At 63.3% G+C, this 16,210-nt stretch carries 14 protein-coding genes; 8 read left to right on the forward strand and 6 right to left on the reverse strand.

Features of this window, described 5'->3' with window-relative positions:
* On the forward strand, positions 1–1,351 hold a 1,351-nt coding region (cysS, locus tag VIM95_RS21570; protein WP_331989866.1), incomplete at its 5' end, for a cysteine--tRNA ligase.
* A 308-nt stretch (positions 1,352–1,659) separates the two neighbouring features.
* Here cysS and VIM95_RS21575 read toward each other — a convergent pair.
* On the reverse strand, positions 1,660–2,757 hold the full coding sequence (locus tag VIM95_RS21575) for an ABC transporter substrate-binding protein (protein ID WP_331989868.1): 1,098 nt from the start codon (positions 2,755–2,757) through the stop codon (positions 1,660–1,662).
* Between the two features lie 333 nt (positions 2,758–3,090).
* Positions 3,091–3,900: a substrate-binding periplasmic protein gene (locus VIM95_RS21580; RefSeq protein ID WP_331989870.1), complete on the reverse strand. Its 810-nt coding sequence runs from the start codon at positions 3,898–3,900 to the stop codon at positions 3,091–3,093.
* A gap of 293 nt (positions 3,901–4,193) precedes the next feature.
* On the opposite strand from VIM95_RS21580, the gene VIM95_RS21585 reads away from it, so the two are divergent.
* The 5 genes from VIM95_RS21585 (at position 4,194) to VIM95_RS21605 (ending at position 7,639) form a co-directional block, all read left to right on the forward strand.
* Complete coding sequence (locus VIM95_RS21585) at positions 4,194–4,673, forward strand: GNAT family N-acetyltransferase (protein WP_331989872.1); 480 nt, start codon at positions 4,194–4,196, stop codon at positions 4,671–4,673.
* Positions 4,674–4,899: 226 nt separating this feature from the next.
* Positions 4,900–5,685, forward strand: coding sequence for an ABC transporter substrate-binding protein (locus VIM95_RS21590; RefSeq protein ID WP_331989874.1), 786 nt, complete (start codon positions 4,900–4,902; stop codon positions 5,683–5,685).
* 129 nt (positions 5,686–5,814) lie between these two features.
* Positions 5,815–6,504 carry a histidine ABC transporter permease HisQ gene (locus VIM95_RS21595; protein ID WP_331989876.1) on the forward strand — a complete coding sequence of 230 codons (690 nt, stop codon included), beginning with the start codon at positions 5,815–5,817 and terminating at the stop codon, positions 6,502–6,504.
* The gene (locus VIM95_RS21600; protein ID WP_331989878.1) at positions 6,501–7,214 is read left to right on the forward strand and encodes an ABC transporter permease; all 714 of its coding nucleotides are present in this window, start codon (positions 6,501–6,503) and stop codon (positions 7,212–7,214) included. The genes VIM95_RS21595 and VIM95_RS21600 overlap by 4 nt, the downstream gene beginning before the upstream one ends.
* A 131-nt stretch (positions 7,215–7,345) precedes the next feature.
* Positions 7,346–7,639, forward strand: a complete 294-nt coding sequence (locus VIM95_RS21605) for a hypothetical protein (protein ID WP_331989880.1) — start codon at positions 7,346–7,348, stop codon at positions 7,637–7,639.
* A gap of 23 nt (positions 7,640–7,662) precedes the next feature.
* Here the strand turns inward: VIM95_RS21605 and VIM95_RS21610 are convergent, their stop codons facing one another.
* Positions 7,663–8,562 (reverse strand): LysR family transcriptional regulator, encoded by a 900-nt coding sequence (locus VIM95_RS21610; RefSeq protein ID WP_331989882.1) that lies wholly within the window; start codon positions 8,560–8,562, stop codon positions 7,663–7,665.
* A 130-nt stretch (positions 8,563–8,692) separates the two neighbouring features.
* Between VIM95_RS21610 and VIM95_RS21615 the strand changes: the two genes are divergently transcribed.
* Together VIM95_RS21615 and VIM95_RS21620 are read left to right on the forward strand one after the other, a co-directional pair.
* Positions 8,693–9,451 (forward strand): SDR family NAD(P)-dependent oxidoreductase, encoded by a 759-nt coding sequence (locus VIM95_RS21615; protein ID WP_331989884.1) that lies wholly within the window; start codon positions 8,693–8,695, stop codon positions 9,449–9,451.
* Positions 9,452–9,744: 293 nt separating this feature from the next.
* On the forward strand, positions 9,745–10,524 hold the full coding sequence (locus VIM95_RS21620; RefSeq protein ID WP_331989886.1) for a substrate-binding periplasmic protein: 780 nt from the start codon (positions 9,745–9,747) through the stop codon (positions 10,522–10,524).
* Between the two features lie 254 nt (positions 10,525–10,778).
* Here the strand turns inward: VIM95_RS21620 and trxC are convergent, their stop codons facing one another.
* The 3 genes from trxC to VIM95_RS21635 all read right to left on the reverse strand — a co-directional run.
* Positions 10,779–11,210, reverse strand: a complete 432-nt coding sequence (gene trxC, locus VIM95_RS21625; RefSeq protein ID WP_331989888.1) for a thioredoxin TrxC — start codon at positions 11,208–11,210, stop codon at positions 10,779–10,781.
* A gap of 36 nt (positions 11,211–11,246) precedes the next feature.
* Positions 11,247–14,702 carry a DUF748 domain-containing protein gene (locus VIM95_RS21630; RefSeq protein ID WP_331989890.1) on the reverse strand — a complete coding sequence of 1,152 codons (3,456 nt, stop codon included), beginning with the start codon at positions 14,700–14,702 and terminating at the stop codon, positions 11,247–11,249.
* 172 nt (positions 14,703–14,874) lie between these two features.
* Positions 14,875–16,210, reverse strand: a 1,336-nt coding sequence (locus VIM95_RS21635; RefSeq protein ID WP_331989892.1) for a TonB-dependent receptor domain-containing protein, incomplete at its 5' end; no start/stop codon positions are given.

A 16,210-nucleotide genomic window follows, 5' to 3' on the forward strand; every position in this document is an offset into this window, starting at 1 on the left:
CACGCGCAGCCTGCGCGAGTTCCAGCCCCTACGGACCGATGAGGTAGGGCTCTATTGCTGCGGCCCGACGGTCTACGACTACGCCCATATCGGCAACCTACGCACCTATGTGTTCGAGGACCTGCTGCGCCGCGCATTGGAGTGGCATGGCCACACTGTTCGGCACGTGGTCAACATCACCGACGTGGGCCACCTGGTGAGCGATGGTGACGAGGGCGAGGACAAGATGGAGAAAGGCAGCCGCCGGGCCGGTGAATCCGCCTGGGTACTCGCTGAGCGCTACACCTTGGCCTTCCAGGCCGACACCCGTGCGCTCAACTTGCTGCCGCCCACGCTGTGGTGCCGTGCTACCGACCATATCGCCGAGCAGATCGCCTTTGTCGCGGAGCTGGAATGCAAGGGTTACGTCTACCGCACCGGCGATGGTCTCTACTTCGACACCAGCAAGCAGGACAGCTACGGCTACCTGGCACGCCTGGACCGCGGCAAACTTGATGCCGGTCATCGGGTAGACATGGGTGAGAAGCGCAGCGCCACCGACTTTGCCCTGTGGAAGTTCAGTGAACCCGGCATCAAGCGGCAGATGGAGTGGGACAGCCCCTGGGGCCGCGGCTTCCCCGGCTGGCATATCGAGTGCTCTGCCATGTCGGCCAAACACCTGGGACCGTGGTTCGACATCCATTGCGGTGGCGAGGACCATATCGCCGTCCACCACAGCAACGAGATCGCCCAGACCGAGGCAGCACATGGCACCCGTCTGGCCAATTTCTGGCTGCATGGCTACTTCCTGCAGCTCGACGAGGCCAAGATGTCCAAGTCCAGTGGAGACTTTCTGCGCCTGCAGACCCTGATCGACCATGGCATAGACCCGCTGGCCTATCGCTACCTGTGCCTGACTGCGCACTACCGCAGCCAGCTCAATTTTACCTGGGAAGCGTTGGACGCCGCCGCCACCGCCCTCGCCCGTTTGCGCGAGCACTACCTGCGCTGGCCCGAGGGCGGCGAACCGGATACCGCCTCCTTGGCGCGCTTTGGAGAGCAGATCAGCCAGGACCTCAACCTCCCCCGCGCCCTGGCCGAGGCCTGGTCGCTGGTCCGCAGCGACCTGCCACCCGAGGTCAAACGCGCCAGCTGGGATGCCATGGACAAGGTGCTGGGCCTGGACCTTGCCAACTGGCAGCCAACTGCGATCGCCATCCCCGCCGATATCCAGACCCTGGCCGACAAGCGCCAGCAAGCCAGGCTGGAAAAACGCTGGGCCGACGCCGACACCCTGCGCCAACAGTTAGCAGCGCTCGGCTGGGAGGTAGAGGACAGCGCAAGCGGCCCTCTGCTGCGGCCGCGTAGCTAGACGTATACAGCGGCACCCAAAGTAAATCGAAGGAGGTGGCATTCTGTGCGTCTCTCCCAGCTTGCGCAGGCGACCATCAAAGTCACTGACGAGGGTCAGCGAGGTACCCCGCCGGCGGGCGGGGCGGAGGGGCAGGGAAGCGATAAAGGGGAGAGTCTCTGTTCGCGCAGCCGCAATCGTGAGCGCTCGGGTCCCCGAGCGCCTGAGATAAACGCATCCATTCTGCGATGCTTAATCAAGCAAGGGGCTCGACAAAAAAAACGCTGGTCATCGACCAGCGCCAGTCTCCCTACGAGGAACCTTTCCCGTCAGCGGCTGAGATTGCCCGTGCCGCTGATCATGGTCACATCCACCAGCTTGGCCCCGACGTGCCGGCTGTCTGCAAAGTCCACCACAAAGCCGCCCAGGTCATAGGCGCGCATCTCTTCCAGCGCCTGTAGCACTCCCTGGCGGGTGGGATTCTTGCCCGCGCGGCGTATGGCTTCCAAGGTGGTACGGCCGGCGATATAGCCTTCCATCGAGGCATAGGAGAGCTTGGCACGCTTGGGGGCATAGCTCTTCATGGCAGCCTGATAGTCACGCGCCAGCTTGAGCCGGCTGTCGAGCGGATAAGGAAAGACCTGCACGATGCCCACGCCGCTGGCCGTCTCCGCACCGATCAGCTCCACCACCTCCTCATAGTTGGCATTGGAGAGGCTATAGAGCTGCGCGCCGCCACCCATCTCGCGAAAGCGCTTGATAAAGAGCCCGGCCGGCTTGCTGTTGGAGATCATGATCACCACGTCGGGCGCAGCCTTGATCAGCGTATCGGCCGCCGGCCCCAGGTCCTGCGCGGTTGCTTCGTGGCGTACGACGGCCAAGGGCTTCATGCCACGCTTGGCGAGTTCGGCATTGGCCACGTTCCCCATGGCAATGCCAAAGGCGTCGTTCTGCACCAGGAGCCCCACCCGTTTGGAACCCAGCCAGCTACCTATCATGCTGGCCAGCTTGTCGATCTCGGCCTTGTAACTGGGCCGTAGATGAAACACATAGCGGCTGTCACCCTGCTGCCCGTCGGACACCGCCGCCCCTGCTCCAACAAGGGCGATCTTCTCGCGCTCCAGCAGCGGGGCCAGGCCATCGGGCGTGCCGCCATAGCCAACCAGGGCCAGCGCCTTCTCGGCCCCCACCAAGGTAGCGGTATTGCTCTGCAGTAGCTCAGGCTTGCCCTGGTCATCGAGCAGCGCCAGCCTTACCTTGTCACCATTGATACCGCCCGCGGCATTCACTTCCGCAATCGCGACACCCAGCCCCAGGGAGAGGCCGCGCCCGCTGTCACCCGCCACCGCCGAGATCGGCACCGACTGGCCGAGCACGATGTCGGCCCGGGCCAAGGTGCCCAGCAGCAGTAGCAAAACGGCAATCATGCGCGCAACGATCATGGCGGCCCCAAAGGTATTGGATACGACGCCGGAGCACCGCATCCACCCCAGGACGCAACTGCCCGACTGAAACTAAACTACGTTGCCGGGCATTCTGACCATTCCGCGTAATTTTTCAGTAAGTTTCGATATTGCGACGCACCAAAGCAGTGCGGATTGCACCCTAGATCATTGTTTTTATTTGCATAAGTATCATATGCAAAACAACCACAGGTTAGAGTTTTTGCTCACAAATGCCAGATCCCCTTGGCTACACCCTGCACCCCGCGGCGCACCACCCCGTCGCAGGTAGCATTGCTACGCACCAAGCAGCCGCACTCAGCGTGGTGCAGCGGTATTCTCCGTCTTCCAGGAAAAACCGGCCCGACCAATGAACTGCGCCATGGCCTCCTCCAACAGGCGCGCTGAGGTTCCCTTCTGATCTGCCTGCGCCATACGGGCGTCCATCTCCGGCAGCAGGCTGAGGCAAGGCGAACGCCGGCTGAAACCAAAGTGGATATCACCGTCACTGATATAGGGCTTGAGCACTGTCACATTGCCCATCTGCGGGCCTTCGGTATTGCGTAGATAGGCCAGGCCCATCTGCTCTCCGGTCACAAAGTAATCCACCCGTCCGGCCCGCAGCTTCTTGAAGTTCTCGACCACGCTGGGTGCCACCTCCACCTGCAGCCGGGTGCGTAGAAAAGCATCGAAGCCATTACCGAAGAAGTCGCCCGAACTGACCGCGCCCCGATAGCTTGCCAGCGCGTTCCAATCGGCAGTCTTCAAGGGGCTGCCCGCCGGCACGAAGACCGCAATCGGGTTGTGAAAAGCACGGCTGCGGGTAAAACTCAGATAGCGTTCCCGCTCGGGGGTGATGCGCAAGGCCAGCAGGAGGTCGACCTCACCACTTTCCGCCAGGGCCTGAGCGCGCTTCCAGGGGTAGACCACGGGCTGCAGGGTGACATTGGCGGGAGCAACCAGCCGCAGCAGTGCTTCGGCAGCCCCCTGGTAGTGCGCGTCATCTTCTGACCAGCCATAGGGCGGATACTTGGGGTTGGTTGCGTAGACCAGCTTGTCGCACGCAGCCCCAGCCTTATATGGTGCCAGCGCCGACAGGGTCAGCAGCCCCAGCCAGACGACGTGCATACGGCGCCCGGCCCTGTTCGTTGTTGGTCCCATGTCATCCTCCTGGTCCTTTACTATCGCCGCCCCTTGCTGCTATCGCAAGTTCGCCTGCAGGCAATGTCCGCCAGCCCAAACTGACATAAAGTTCACTTGAATAACCAGCGCGACCAGGCTTGCCTGCCACCAGGCGCCCACCCATTTCCTCGCCAACATCAGAGACCGAACGCAGTACCTACCCCGGCTGAGCCGCGGGTAGTAGCAAGCGGGGCGGGCGCGTGGGTATGATGCTGGTCCCTTCTGCGTGGCCCGCTCGCATGCCCCTCACCCAGCCCACATCCGCCGTCAGCCTGCGTGCGCTCGACCACCAGAACTTCAAGGCAGTGACCAAGCTGGCGGTCTACCCCTACCAGTCCGGCTTCGTGGCCTCGAACGAGAACACCATTGCCAAAGCTTGGCTGGACCATGACAAGGTGACGCTGCAGGTGGTCTACGCCAACGAAACGCCGGTGGGCCTCCTGGCCGCCTGGTGCGTGCCGGTCGAGGGCCAATTCCATCTGCTACGCTTCATGATAGACCGCGATCATCAGGGCCAGGACTATGGCCGCGCCGCGCTGCAACAGTGGCTGGCAGCGCTGCAGGCGCAGCACGGCCCGGTGCGCGTCACCCTCTATTACCGCAACGGTGAGGGCTCGCCGCGCCCCTTCTACGAGCGGCTCGGTTTTATGGATACCGGCGAGCGCGATGGCGAGGAACACATCATGGCCATGCAGCTGACGGCGCCCAGCGTGACCTGAACCACCTTACTTTGTCTGAATTTCGACACACCCACCCCGTTTGGCACGGCGCAAAGCCCATCCGGGCAGCCTATACCGCATGCAGCACTGGTCAGCCCCGGCTGGCAGCGCTAATTTAGGCGGGCTTTTGACCGGCAAGCCAAGCAGGCAAATGGATCACCCGGTCGCAGACACCATCCCCAGCGAGACCAGACTTGAACCGCAACCCCAAGAGGAGTCGTTTCCCATGAAGAAGACGCTTACCGCCGTCGCCCTGCTCGCCCTGTTCAGCTCGTTCTCCGCCAGCGCCGCCGGTTGGGCCGGCAAAGAGCTCAAGCTGGGGGTGGACGCCAGCTACGCCCCCTTCCAATCCAAGTCCCCGGACGGCAAGATGATCGGCTTCGAGGTCGATATCGCCGAAGCAGTCTGTACTGAACTCAAGACCAAGTGCGTCTGGGTCGAGAACGACTTTGACGGCCTGATCCCCGCCCTCAAGGCCAAGAAGTTCGATGTCATCTCCTCCTCGCTGTCGGTCACCGAGCAGCGCCAGAAGGAAATCGCCTACAGCGACAAGCTCTTCGTCACCCCGGCCCGCCTGATCGCCAAGGCCGGCTCCAAGCTGCTGCCCACCCCCGAATCGCTCAAGGGCAAGCGCATTGGCGTGGAGCAAGGCACCACCCAGGAATCCTATGCCAAGGCCAACTGGCAGCCCAAGGGCGTGGAAGTCGTGTCCTACCAGAACCAGGACCAGGTCTATGCCGACCTGACCTCCGGCCGTCTGGATGCCTCCTTCCAGGATCTGGTACAGGCTGAGGAAGGCTTCCTCAAGCAGCCCAAGGGCAAGGGCTTTGCCGCTGCTGGCCCGGTCATGAACGACCCCAAGTACTTCGGCGCAGCCGGCTTTGGCCTGCGTAAGGAAGACAAGGACCTGCGCGCCGCCATCAACAAGGCCCTGGCCGCCATCCACGCCAACGGCACCTACGGCAAGCTGATGAAGAAGTACTTCGACTTCGACATCTATACCGGCAAGTAAGCCATAAGCTGACACTGCAGCACGCGTCCCGGCCCGCCACGGTGGACCGGGACGCAGGCAAGACCCCGCATCATCCGCCAGCCATGGCAAGCTGTCGCAGCTCCGCCTGCCAGCCAGAAAGACCAGACCATGTTTTTGCAAGGCTACGGCCCGCTTATCCTTGAAGGCACCACCGTCACGGTGGAGCTGGCCATCTCATCACTGCTGCTGGCCTTTTTGATCGGCCTCGCCGGTGCCGGCGCCAAGCTCTCCAGCAACCGCGTGCTGCGCGGCATCGCCGGCCTCTATACCACGCTGATCCGCGGCGTACCCGACCTGGTGCTGATGCTGCTGATCTTCTACAGCCTGCAGACCCAGCTCAACAATCTGACTGAATCGCTGTCGCTGGAACAGATAGACATCGACCCCATGCTGGCCGGCGCCATCACGCTGGGTTTCATCTATGGGGCCTATTTCACCGAGACCTTCCGCGGCGCCTACCTCTCGGTGCCGCGCGGCCAACTGGAAGCGGCCTACGCCTTCGGCATGTCGCGCTGGCGCACCTTCCGCCGCATCCTCTTTCCACAGATGATGCGCTTTGCCCTGCCCGGCATCTCCAACAACTGGCAGGTCATGCTCAAGGCCACCGCCCTTGTGTCCATCATCGGCCTGATCGACCTCGTCAAGAGCGCCCAGGATGCAGGCAAGGCCTCCAGCGACCTGTTCTATTTCATCAGCGTCTGCGGCGTGATCTACCTCTTGCTCACCACCCTCTCCAACTTCGTCCTCCGCTGGCTGGAGCGACGCTACTCCATGGGCGTGCGGGAGGGTGAGCTGTGATCGAGATCATCGAGCAATACTGGAAAGCCTATCTCTGGACCGATGGTTTCCATTGGACCGGTCTGGCCATGACGACCTGGCTGCTGACCTTGTCCATCGCTTTCGGCTTCGTGCTGTCGGTGCCGCTGGCGGTGGCCCGTGTCTCGCAGAACCGCTTGGTCTCAGGCGCAGTCTGGCTCTACACCTATGTGTTCCGCGGCACACCGCTGTTCGTGCAGCTGCTGTTCGTCTACACCGGCCTCTACAGTCTGCAGGTGGTGCGCGACACCGAGGTGCTCAATGCCTTCTTCCGCGAGGGTTTCTACTGCACCGTACTGACCTTCACGCTCAATACCTGCGCCTACACCACCGAGATCTTCGCCGGTGCCATCCGCGCCACGCCCTATGGCGAGATCGAGGCAGCGCGGGCCTTTGGCATGAGCCGCCTCACCATGCTGCGCCGGGTGGTCCTGCCCTCGGCCCTGCGCCGTGCACTGCCGGCCTATAGCAACGAGGTGATCCTGATGCTGCACGCCACCTCGGTCGCCTTTGCCGCCACCGTGCCCGACCTGCTCAAGATCGCGCGCGACGTGAACGCCGCCACCTACAACACCACCCTGGCCTTCGGCACCGCGGGCCTCCTCTACCTTTGCCTGAGCTTTCTGCTGATCTGGCTGTTCCGCATGGCAGAAAACCGCTGGCTGGCCTACCTCGCTCCACGTAAACACTGAAGCCAGGCGTCGCAACGCCGCAACCATCCTCCATACGGAGGATGCGGAACCCTCACACGATCTGCCAGAATCGCTTTCGTACCGCCGGCCCCCATGTAGGGCCGGCGGACTTTTTATACAAAGGAAAAGAGATGGCTTTTGCAATCGTGGTACTGATCGCGGGCGTCGTGCTGACCGCCCTCCCCTTGCTACATCACGCCTACACGGTGTATCAGTTCTCGCAGTTGGCCGCCGCCATCGCCAACACCAACAGTAGCTTCAACTTTCCAGACACACCACAGGCGCTCTATGTGACCAGTGTGGCGCTAGGCATCGCCCTGATCATCGTCGGGGCCGTACTGGGCGTGCGCCTGCAGGGCAAGGCCAGCCGGGTCGGCGCGCCTGCCCGCTTGGCTTCCCTGCCCGAGGGCAAGCTGATCCGTTGAACCCGCCCGGCCGCCGCGCTGTTTCAGCGCAGTTCGGCGGCCATCAGTTCCACCATCCAGTCCATGAAGACCTGCACCCGCCGTGGCAGGTGGCGTCGGTTGGCATAGAGCAATGAGATCGGCATGGGCTCGGCCCGGTAATCCGCCAGTACCTCCACTAACTGCCCACTCGCCAACAGATGGCGTACGCCCACCTCGGGTACCTGGATCATGCCCAGGCCGGCCAGGCAGGCAGCCTCGTAGGCATCGGCATCGTTGACGGTCAGCTCGCCCGCCATGGGCAGCCGTTGCGCCCCCGCAGCATCGACATATTCCCAACCCACGGGCTTGCCGCCGAACTGCGGCAGAAAATGCACCATGCGGTGCTGGGCCAGGTCCGCAAGCGTGCGTGGTGTGCCAAAGCGCGCCAGGTAATCCGGGCTGGCGCAGTTGAGCTGGGCAAAATGCCCCACCGGCCTCGCGATCAGCGAGGTATCGACCACATTGCCCACCCGTAGCACGCAGTCAAAACCTTCACGTACCAGGTCCACCCGCCTATCGGTGCTGCTCAGCTCCAAAGCCAGCGCAGGGTGCCGCGCCAGAAAAGCGGGGAGGCGGGGGATGACGAAGTTGCGCGCCACCCGGCTGGGCATATCCACCCGCAGCCGCCCGCTCAAGGTCGCCTCGCCCTGCTGGAACAGGGTCTGCAGCTCTTCCATGTCGGCCAGCAGATCCTGGCTGCGCTCGTAGAACACTTGGCCATCCTGGGTCAGCTGCACCCGCCGGGTGGTGCGGTGTAAAAGGCGTGCCCCCAGCTGTGCCTCCAGTTGCTTGACCGCCGTGGAGACGCTGGCCTTGGGCAGGCCCAGCCCATCGGCCGCCTGGGTGAAGCTGCCTAGCTCCGCCACCCGCACAAATATCCGCATCGCTTCCAGCTGGTTCATGGCACCGCCTCACTGTTCTTCCAGTACGAACAGTGTAATCAGATTCAGCATCTTTGTACGCTCAGCCAGGCTCAATAGACTGCAGCCATCCCCTCGTCGGGCAGCCAGTCAACCAGCAAGGAGCTAAGCCATGAACAGCAAGATCGCCATCATCACCGGCGGTAGCCGCGGTCTGGGCCGCAACACTGCCATCAAGCTCGCCGAACAAGGCGTGGACGTCATCCTCACCTACCGCAGCCAGGCCGCCGAAGCCCAGGCCGTGGTCGCCGCCATCACCGCCCTGGGCCGCAAGGCCGTGGCCCTGCAGCTCGATGTGGCCGACAGCCGCAACTTTGCGGGCTTTGCCGTACAGGTTTCGCAGGCCCTGGCCAGCACTTGGCAGCGTGAACGCTTTGACTACCTGGTCAACAATGCCGGTACCGGCATGCACGCCAGCATCGCCGAGACCAGCGAAGCCGTGTTCGACGAGATGGTGAATGTCCACCTCAAGGGCGTGTTCTTCCTGACCCAGCGGCTTCTGCCGCTGATGGCCGACGGCGGTCGTATCGTCAATATCTCTAGCGGCCTGGCCCGTTTCGCCCTGCCCGGCTTTGCCGCCTACGGTGCCATGAAGGCGGCAGTCGAGACGCTGACCCGCTACCTGGCCAAGGAACTGGGCCCGCGTGGCATCAGCGCCAACGCGGTCGCCCCCGGCGCCATCGAGACCGATTTTGGTGGTGGCCGCGTCCGTGACAATGCCGAACTCAATGGTTTTGTCGCTTCGCAGACCGCCCTGGGCCGCGCCGGCCTGCCGGACGATATCGGCGGGGTTATCGCCGCCCTGCTCGCGTCGGGTACGGGCTGGATCAATGGCCAGCGCATCGAGGCTTCGGGAGGGATGTTTCTGTGAGCCTGTTTGTTTTGAATTGCGGCGAGTAAGTACCTGCAGCAGGTTAAGCGCCCGGGCAACCCGGGCGTTTTGCATTCGTGCGCACTGAAACAGCGGGTCACCCCTTCATCGCCTCCCCCTCGCCAGCTTTGCACGTACAGCTTCTAGGCGCTAAAGCGCAAAAACTCTGGCAGCCGCGCCGCTGGCGGGGAGACCTCGCTTCGCTCGATGCGTCACCACTGAACACGTGCCGTACCCCAACCACCTGGCTATGCCTACCTATAATGAAACCAGGCATAGGCACGGAGTTGGATATGGCTAGTCTGTTCCGCATGATGATCACGCTGTTTGCGCTGGGTGTGCTGGCCGCGCCGCCGGCCATCAGCCGTACGGTGATTATCGGGGCGGAAGATGACTGGTATCCCTATTCCGGAGTGGTCAATGGTCAGGTGCAGGGCCTTACCATCGACCTGGTTCGTGCGGCCTTTGAGGCCGCGGGCCTGTCTGTCCGCTACGAGGTCATGCCCTACGCCCGCTGCATGGCGCTGGTAAAGGCGGGAGCCCTGGTAGGTTGTTTTGATACGCTGCGCAATGCGGCGCTGGAACCCGACTATCTCTGGCACGAGCAACCCATGTTCCATGTGCAGTACCAGATCTATGCCACGGCAGCGTCCAGCGAGAACGGGCTGCGCCCGCGCGACCTGGCGGGCCGCCAAGTGGCCGTGACCCACGGTTATGAGTACGGCCCGGAATTCGACGACGACAATCGTATGCTGCGGGTCTATACCCCGCGTGACGAGAACAATTTCCGCATGTTGATCGCCAACCGCGTGCAGTACACCGTGGCCATGGCAGCCAATACCCGCGCACTGGTGCAACGCCACCCGGAGGAGTTCGCCGGCAAGTTCAAGATTGTGGGGCAGGTGGCCCCGGCCGGGGTCTACACGGTATTTTCCCGCCGCCATCCTGCCGCAGCAGGCTATATGCAGCGCTTCGACGAGGGCATGGCGCAGATCCGCAAGAACGGCCGTTACCAGGCCATAGAGGAAGAGTGGACCCGCCGCCTGGGTGGCCGCCCCATCACCTCACCTTGAGCGTGACTTGGCGTCAGTTATGTACTCAAGACACACTTCAGTTAACGCAAAGCGCTGAGGAGCATCAGCGAGGTTCCCCCCCGCAAGGAGGACGCCGTGGTTGTATGCCCCTAAAGGGGCGACAACCACGCAGCCGCGGCGGCGGGGATGGATTAAAACAGGGAAGAGCCTGCCGTATCTGCCTTCTTTTCCTCGTAGCGCCAGGCTTGCCCTGGCGCCTGTTCCATCCCTACCAAATCAATGACTATCATTCATTACTGGCTCTTCGCCAGCGCAGCGCGCGCCCAGGCCAGCAACTGACCGGCCTGCATCACACCGCTCTGGCGAGCAACCTCCTGGCCGTCCTTCATCAACAGCAGGGTAGGAATGCTGCGGATATTGAAGTAACGCGCAGCCGCCGGGGCGGCATCGCTATCCACCTTGACGAAACGGAACTCGGGTGCGGCCTCGGCCGCCGCTTCGAACTGTGGTGCCATCATGCGGCAGGGGCCGCACCAGGCGGCCCAGAAGTCCACCAGCACCGGCAGCTCGGTATTGGCCAGAAAGTGTGGCAGTGCGGCGTCGCTCAAGTCCACCGGCACAGCCGCCATCAGCGCCTGTCCGCACTTGCCGCAGTTGGGTCCGTCGCCCAGTCGTTCATCGGGTATACGGTTGGTAGCGCCGCAGGATGGGCAGACGAGATGCATGACAGGCTCCAGAGAATTCGGGGTCGGGGTGCTGCACTACTGCGCCGTCGCAGCAGCGGCCGGCGGTTCGGCAGCCGGCGTAACCGGCGCCGCCGGCTCGGGCGCACCGTGGGCATCAAGCTTGATCTGCATCGGCACGCCCTCGCCCTTGGCTTCGGCTGTCACCGGCTCAGCCAACTTCAGCCGCTCTGCCAGCGCCGGTGCCGCCGCAACTATCTGTGCCCGCGCCAGCTCGGCGCGCTGCCGCGCCAATGCCTGCAAGGTGGGGGTGTCGATGGTTTTCTCAAGCGCGGCGATCATCTCATCACGCCAGCCCTTGTAGCGGGCCACGTCATCCTTGGTCTTGATGAGCTGGGCAGCCAAGGCCAGCGTACCCACGCGTTTGCCATAGGCACTGCGTATGGCGGCACGGGTGGCGGGATCCTCGAAGTCGGGCCTGCCTATGGGCATATCGGGCTCGGGCTTGAGCCCGGCCAAGGTCAGGATCTCGGCATCGATCTGCACCCTGGCCATGGCGTGCAAGTCGTTCTTGGGGTCGTAGCTGCCCGCCAGGGTAACGACCAGGCGCGGCCGTTTGGCCAGCATCTCGCCGAGCTTGGCCAGTTTTTCGCGCTCCGGCGGCGCCACGGCAGCCTGGCCGGGGGCGAAGGTCACTGCCTCGAAGCCCTCGCTACCCAGGAGCGAGGCCAAGGCACGGAACGGCGCCGTCACCACCTTCTTGAGCACGGTGGCAATGGCCTGCCCAACGAGGTGGCCGTAGCTGAATTCCGGATCATCCAAACGTCCGCTGACCGGCAGGTCCAGCTCGATGCGGCCATCGCTGTCCTCCAACAAGGCCACCGCCAGGCGCAAGGGCAGCTTGGTCACACCGGGCCTGTCGACTTCCTCGCCAAGCTTGATCGACTGGATCACTACCTTGTTGTCGCCACGCACCTGCCGCGCCTTGAGCGCATAGCGCAGGTCCACGTTCAGGCGGCCGTCTTCCAGGTGCCAACCGGCAAAGTTGCTGGAGTAAGGGTCGAGGCTGTTGATCGGGATATTCTTGAAGGCCATCACCAGCACACTGTCGTCACTGACCGCAAAGGGCACCACCGTGCCGCGTATGCGCACCGAGCCATAGCGGTCCACCTGGCCATCCAGCGTGACCGTGGTATGCCGGCCCGGGTCGCTGGCAATGCCTTGCACCGTACCGTTCAGATCATGGATCTGGCTGGCAAAGCCGGGGTTGAGGCTGCGGTCGGCAAAGTCCAGCGCGGCCGATTTGACCACCACTGAACGTATGGTCAGTTTCGGACCTTTCCAGGGCGCGGGTTTGGATGCCGGCGCTATGGGAACGGTGTTTACATCGGCCTGGACGGCAGCGTCTTCGTTGCCACTGGGCAGCGCCGGGGCCGGTTCTGCACTCGCCGGCCGAACGGCGGCGGTTTTGGCAGCGCCAGTTTGCTTGCCCTGCGGCGCGAACAGCTGGGTCAGATTGAGGTTGCGTTGCTCATCCAGCCGCAGACGCAGCTGGGGCGAGGCCAATCTGACCTTGTCCACATTGATCGCCAGCGCCTTGCCACCCTGCACCTGCAGGCCATCCACATCCAGTGCCTGCCAGGCCACCAGCGGTTCCGGCCGTTTGGGCTCCAGCACGGTCAGGCGACCGACCTGGGCACCGCCGCCCACCTGCCAGCCGCCATCCGCCACATGGAATTTGAGCTTGCTGGAAAGATCACCACTGGCGAGGCTCAAGGGTGTACCCGCCACGGCATACGGCGCCAGCGGCTGCAGTGGTACCTTGTCGAACTGCAGGGTGCCATCGACCTTGCCCTGCACGGTCTCCACCGCCAACTGTGCTTCTATGCGGCCCTGCGGCCCCCTTTCACCGCCGAGCCGACCCTGCAAGCGCGCTTGCAAGGAGGCAGGCATGGCCAGCGTCGCCTCACCGGACAGATCGCGCAGCGCCAAGGCTACCGGTTTGCCAGCGACCTGGTCATGCCATTGCAGCTCACTATCGGCCAGTACCAGCTCCGGCGGGGTCAACTTCCAGCGGCTGGGCGACTCGTCCTTGGGCTGGCGGGGTTTGAAGAGGTCCACAAGGTCGATCTGGCCATCCTTGCCACGGCTGGCAATCACCTTCAAGCCTTGCAGGCTCAGCTTGCCGGGCTTGGCCTCATGCGCATCGAGGCGGATCTCACCCGGCGCCAGCCGCGCAACCGCCAGCTGTAGCGGTACCCCGCCCTTGCCATCGCCTATGCTGAGGTCGGCCAGCTCCGCCTGTAGACCGGTGAGCGCCAAACCCTGCTTGTCCTGCTGCACCGCAAAGCCAGCCGAGGGCAGGCGCAGGGCCATATCGCTGGGTCGCAGCACGCTGGCGTCGTGCAGGCCGACAACCCAGTCGCGCAACGCCACCTTGTCCACGGCCAGCCGCCAAGGGGCTGGCAGCAAAGGCTGCCCCGGCTTGTCTTCTGGTTTGGCCGGCGCTTCCGCCTGGGGCAAGGCCGCCAGCCAGTCCAGCTTGCCGTCCTCACCCTTGGTGGCACTGAGCTTGCCACCATTGAGCTCGACCGCCCCGATGCGCACGCTGTGCGTGGCAAGGTCGAAGCTGCCACCGCTCAGGCGCAGTTGCGCCAGTTCAACGCGGCTGGAGGCCGTCGGTCCCTGTACTGCCAGTTTGTTGAGGCTCAGCGAGAAGGGGGCAAGCTTGAGTTGAAGCTGGCCCTGGTCGCTGAAGTTATAACGGGCGGAGAGATCCAGGCTGCCCTTGGGCTCGGCCAATTGGATCCTGCCACCGGTCAGGGTCCACAGCCGTGCCAGGGTGAGCTGCTTGATACCCACCTCGCCCTGGGCTGCCAGCGGCGCCAGGGTGAGCGTCCCTTGCCAATCTATGCGAGCACCATCGTCCAGTGTCGCGCTGAATTTGTAGCCACCGGGTTGCGGGCGTGTGGCCAGGCCATCCAGGGTCAGATCAAAAGGCTTGAGCCGCCAGGCTGGCAACTTGCCATCCTGGGCCAGCGCCCTGCCCTGCTCGATGGCCAGGTGATCGATCAGGAGGTCGGGCAACTCACCCTTGGGTTCAGGTTTGGCCGGTGCCGGCCCTTTGAGCTGTTCGATGAAACGCAGCCAGTTCCAGGTGCCGCCTTCTGTACGGACCAGCGCCAGGTCCGGCTGCGTCAGAACCAGCTCGCTCAAGCGGTAGCGGCCGATCAGCAAGTCCGTCGGCTCCAGATTGGCATACAGCCGCTGGGCAATAAACAAGGGGCTGTGGTCGGCGTCGCGCAGCTGGATATCCTCCAGCGTGACCGTCCAGCGGAAGGGGTTGATGGATACCTTGCCCAGCACCAGTTCGCGCCCCTGCGCCTGTCCCCAAGCTGCCGCCTCGCGCTGCAATTTGCCCGGCAGCCACCATCCGCCCACGGCGCAGATCAGCAACCAGAGCACAAACAGAATGGCTGCCAGCAGAGCAAGGCGGCGGAACAGGGGGCGGGCGCGCAGGGGTGTGGCAGACATGGGAGCGAGGCAATCGGTCGATCAGGCGGGTTTAACCGGATTATGGCCGCTCGCCGCCCGCCATGCCAATGTCACCTTCCCTGATGGCCGGCCGCACCGGGCAAGAAAAAGCCCGCTCCAGATGGAGCGGGCCCGAGGCAGTACAGGCCGGTTTGCACCGGCCATTCCGGACTTACAAGAATTTGTACTTGGCGGTGAGGTAGTAGATACGGCCACGTGGGTCGGTCAACGTCGCGTCGTAGCCGAACTGGAAGTTCTGGGTGGTACGCGAAGACGGCGGATCGCGATCAAACAGATTCTTCACGCCCAAGGCCAGATCGAGGTTCTTCACCCCGCGCCAGGTACCCAGGATATCGACCGTGGTGTTGCTCGCCACGCGGCGGTCCTTCTGGTAGTCCGGGTTGTCCTTCTGGGTACCGTCGATAAAGTCACGATAGCCGGCAGTAAAGTTCTGGGTGACCGAGAACCCCCACACGCCACGTGCCCAGTTGCCGGTCAGGGTATGGCGCCAGCGCGGTGCCGCCCCAAAGTCACCATAGGCACCGTTGTCGCTGGTCGAGGCCACGCCGGTGTACTGGTAGCTGTGCTTGGTGAAGTAGGTACCATCCAGCGTCACCCCGAACTGACCCCAGTCACCGGCCTTGGTCTTGTAGTTGAGGTTGATATCCAGACCGGCCGCGATCTTGTTGGCCGTATTCAGATAGGGCAGATAGACGTAGGCAATCGGGAACAGCGGATTGGTACTGCCGGGATAGAGCCCGGCTACTTGGCCATTCAGACCCGCCAGGCCGCCATCGAGCGAGTAACCATTCGGGTAGACCGCCGGGTCGTAGCGGACGAAGTTCGCCTGGTACTTGCTCGGATCGCCGAATACCTGGATTTCCGACTGAGCCACGATGGCGTCCTTGATCTTCACATGCCAGTAGTCGATCGAGCCGGAGAAGTTGTTGGTCGGGGCAAACACAAAACCGAGCGAGTATTGCGTGGACTTCTCGGGATTGAGGTTGGCCTCGCCCTTGGTGGCGGTAGTCTGCTGGATGCGGCACTCGTCCTGCAGCGCGCCCACCGGGCTGGTGGGAATGCTCTTGGGCGTACCATCGGCATTACAGCGGATCGGGTCGCTATAGCTGCCCGAGGTGTTACCGCCTTCGGTGAAGGGCCGCAAGTTCTCGAACAGGGTGGGCGCGCGGAAGCCGCGGGCGAAGGAGCTACGGACCAGGATTTCCTTGCTGGCCTGGTAGCGCAGACCGATCTTGGGACTGACACGCTTGAAGGAATTGTCGGTCGCCTGACCCTTGAAGTCATTCTTGTAACTGTCCCAACGGGCAGCCAGCTGCATCTCCAGCCCCGTATAGAGCGGGATGGATGCTTCCGAGAAGATCGCATAGACGTCACGGGCACCCGACACCGAGGGCACAGGGCCGTTACCGCCGACCAGGTCACCGGTTGCCAGCACGTCTTCCGAGTGCTGGTCGAGCTTCTCCTTGCGGTAGGCGCCGCCCACGGCA

Source organism: Chitinimonas sp. (assembly GCF_036568685.1).
GTDB lineage: Bacteria > Pseudomonadota > Gammaproteobacteria > Burkholderiales > Chitinimonadaceae > Chitinimonas.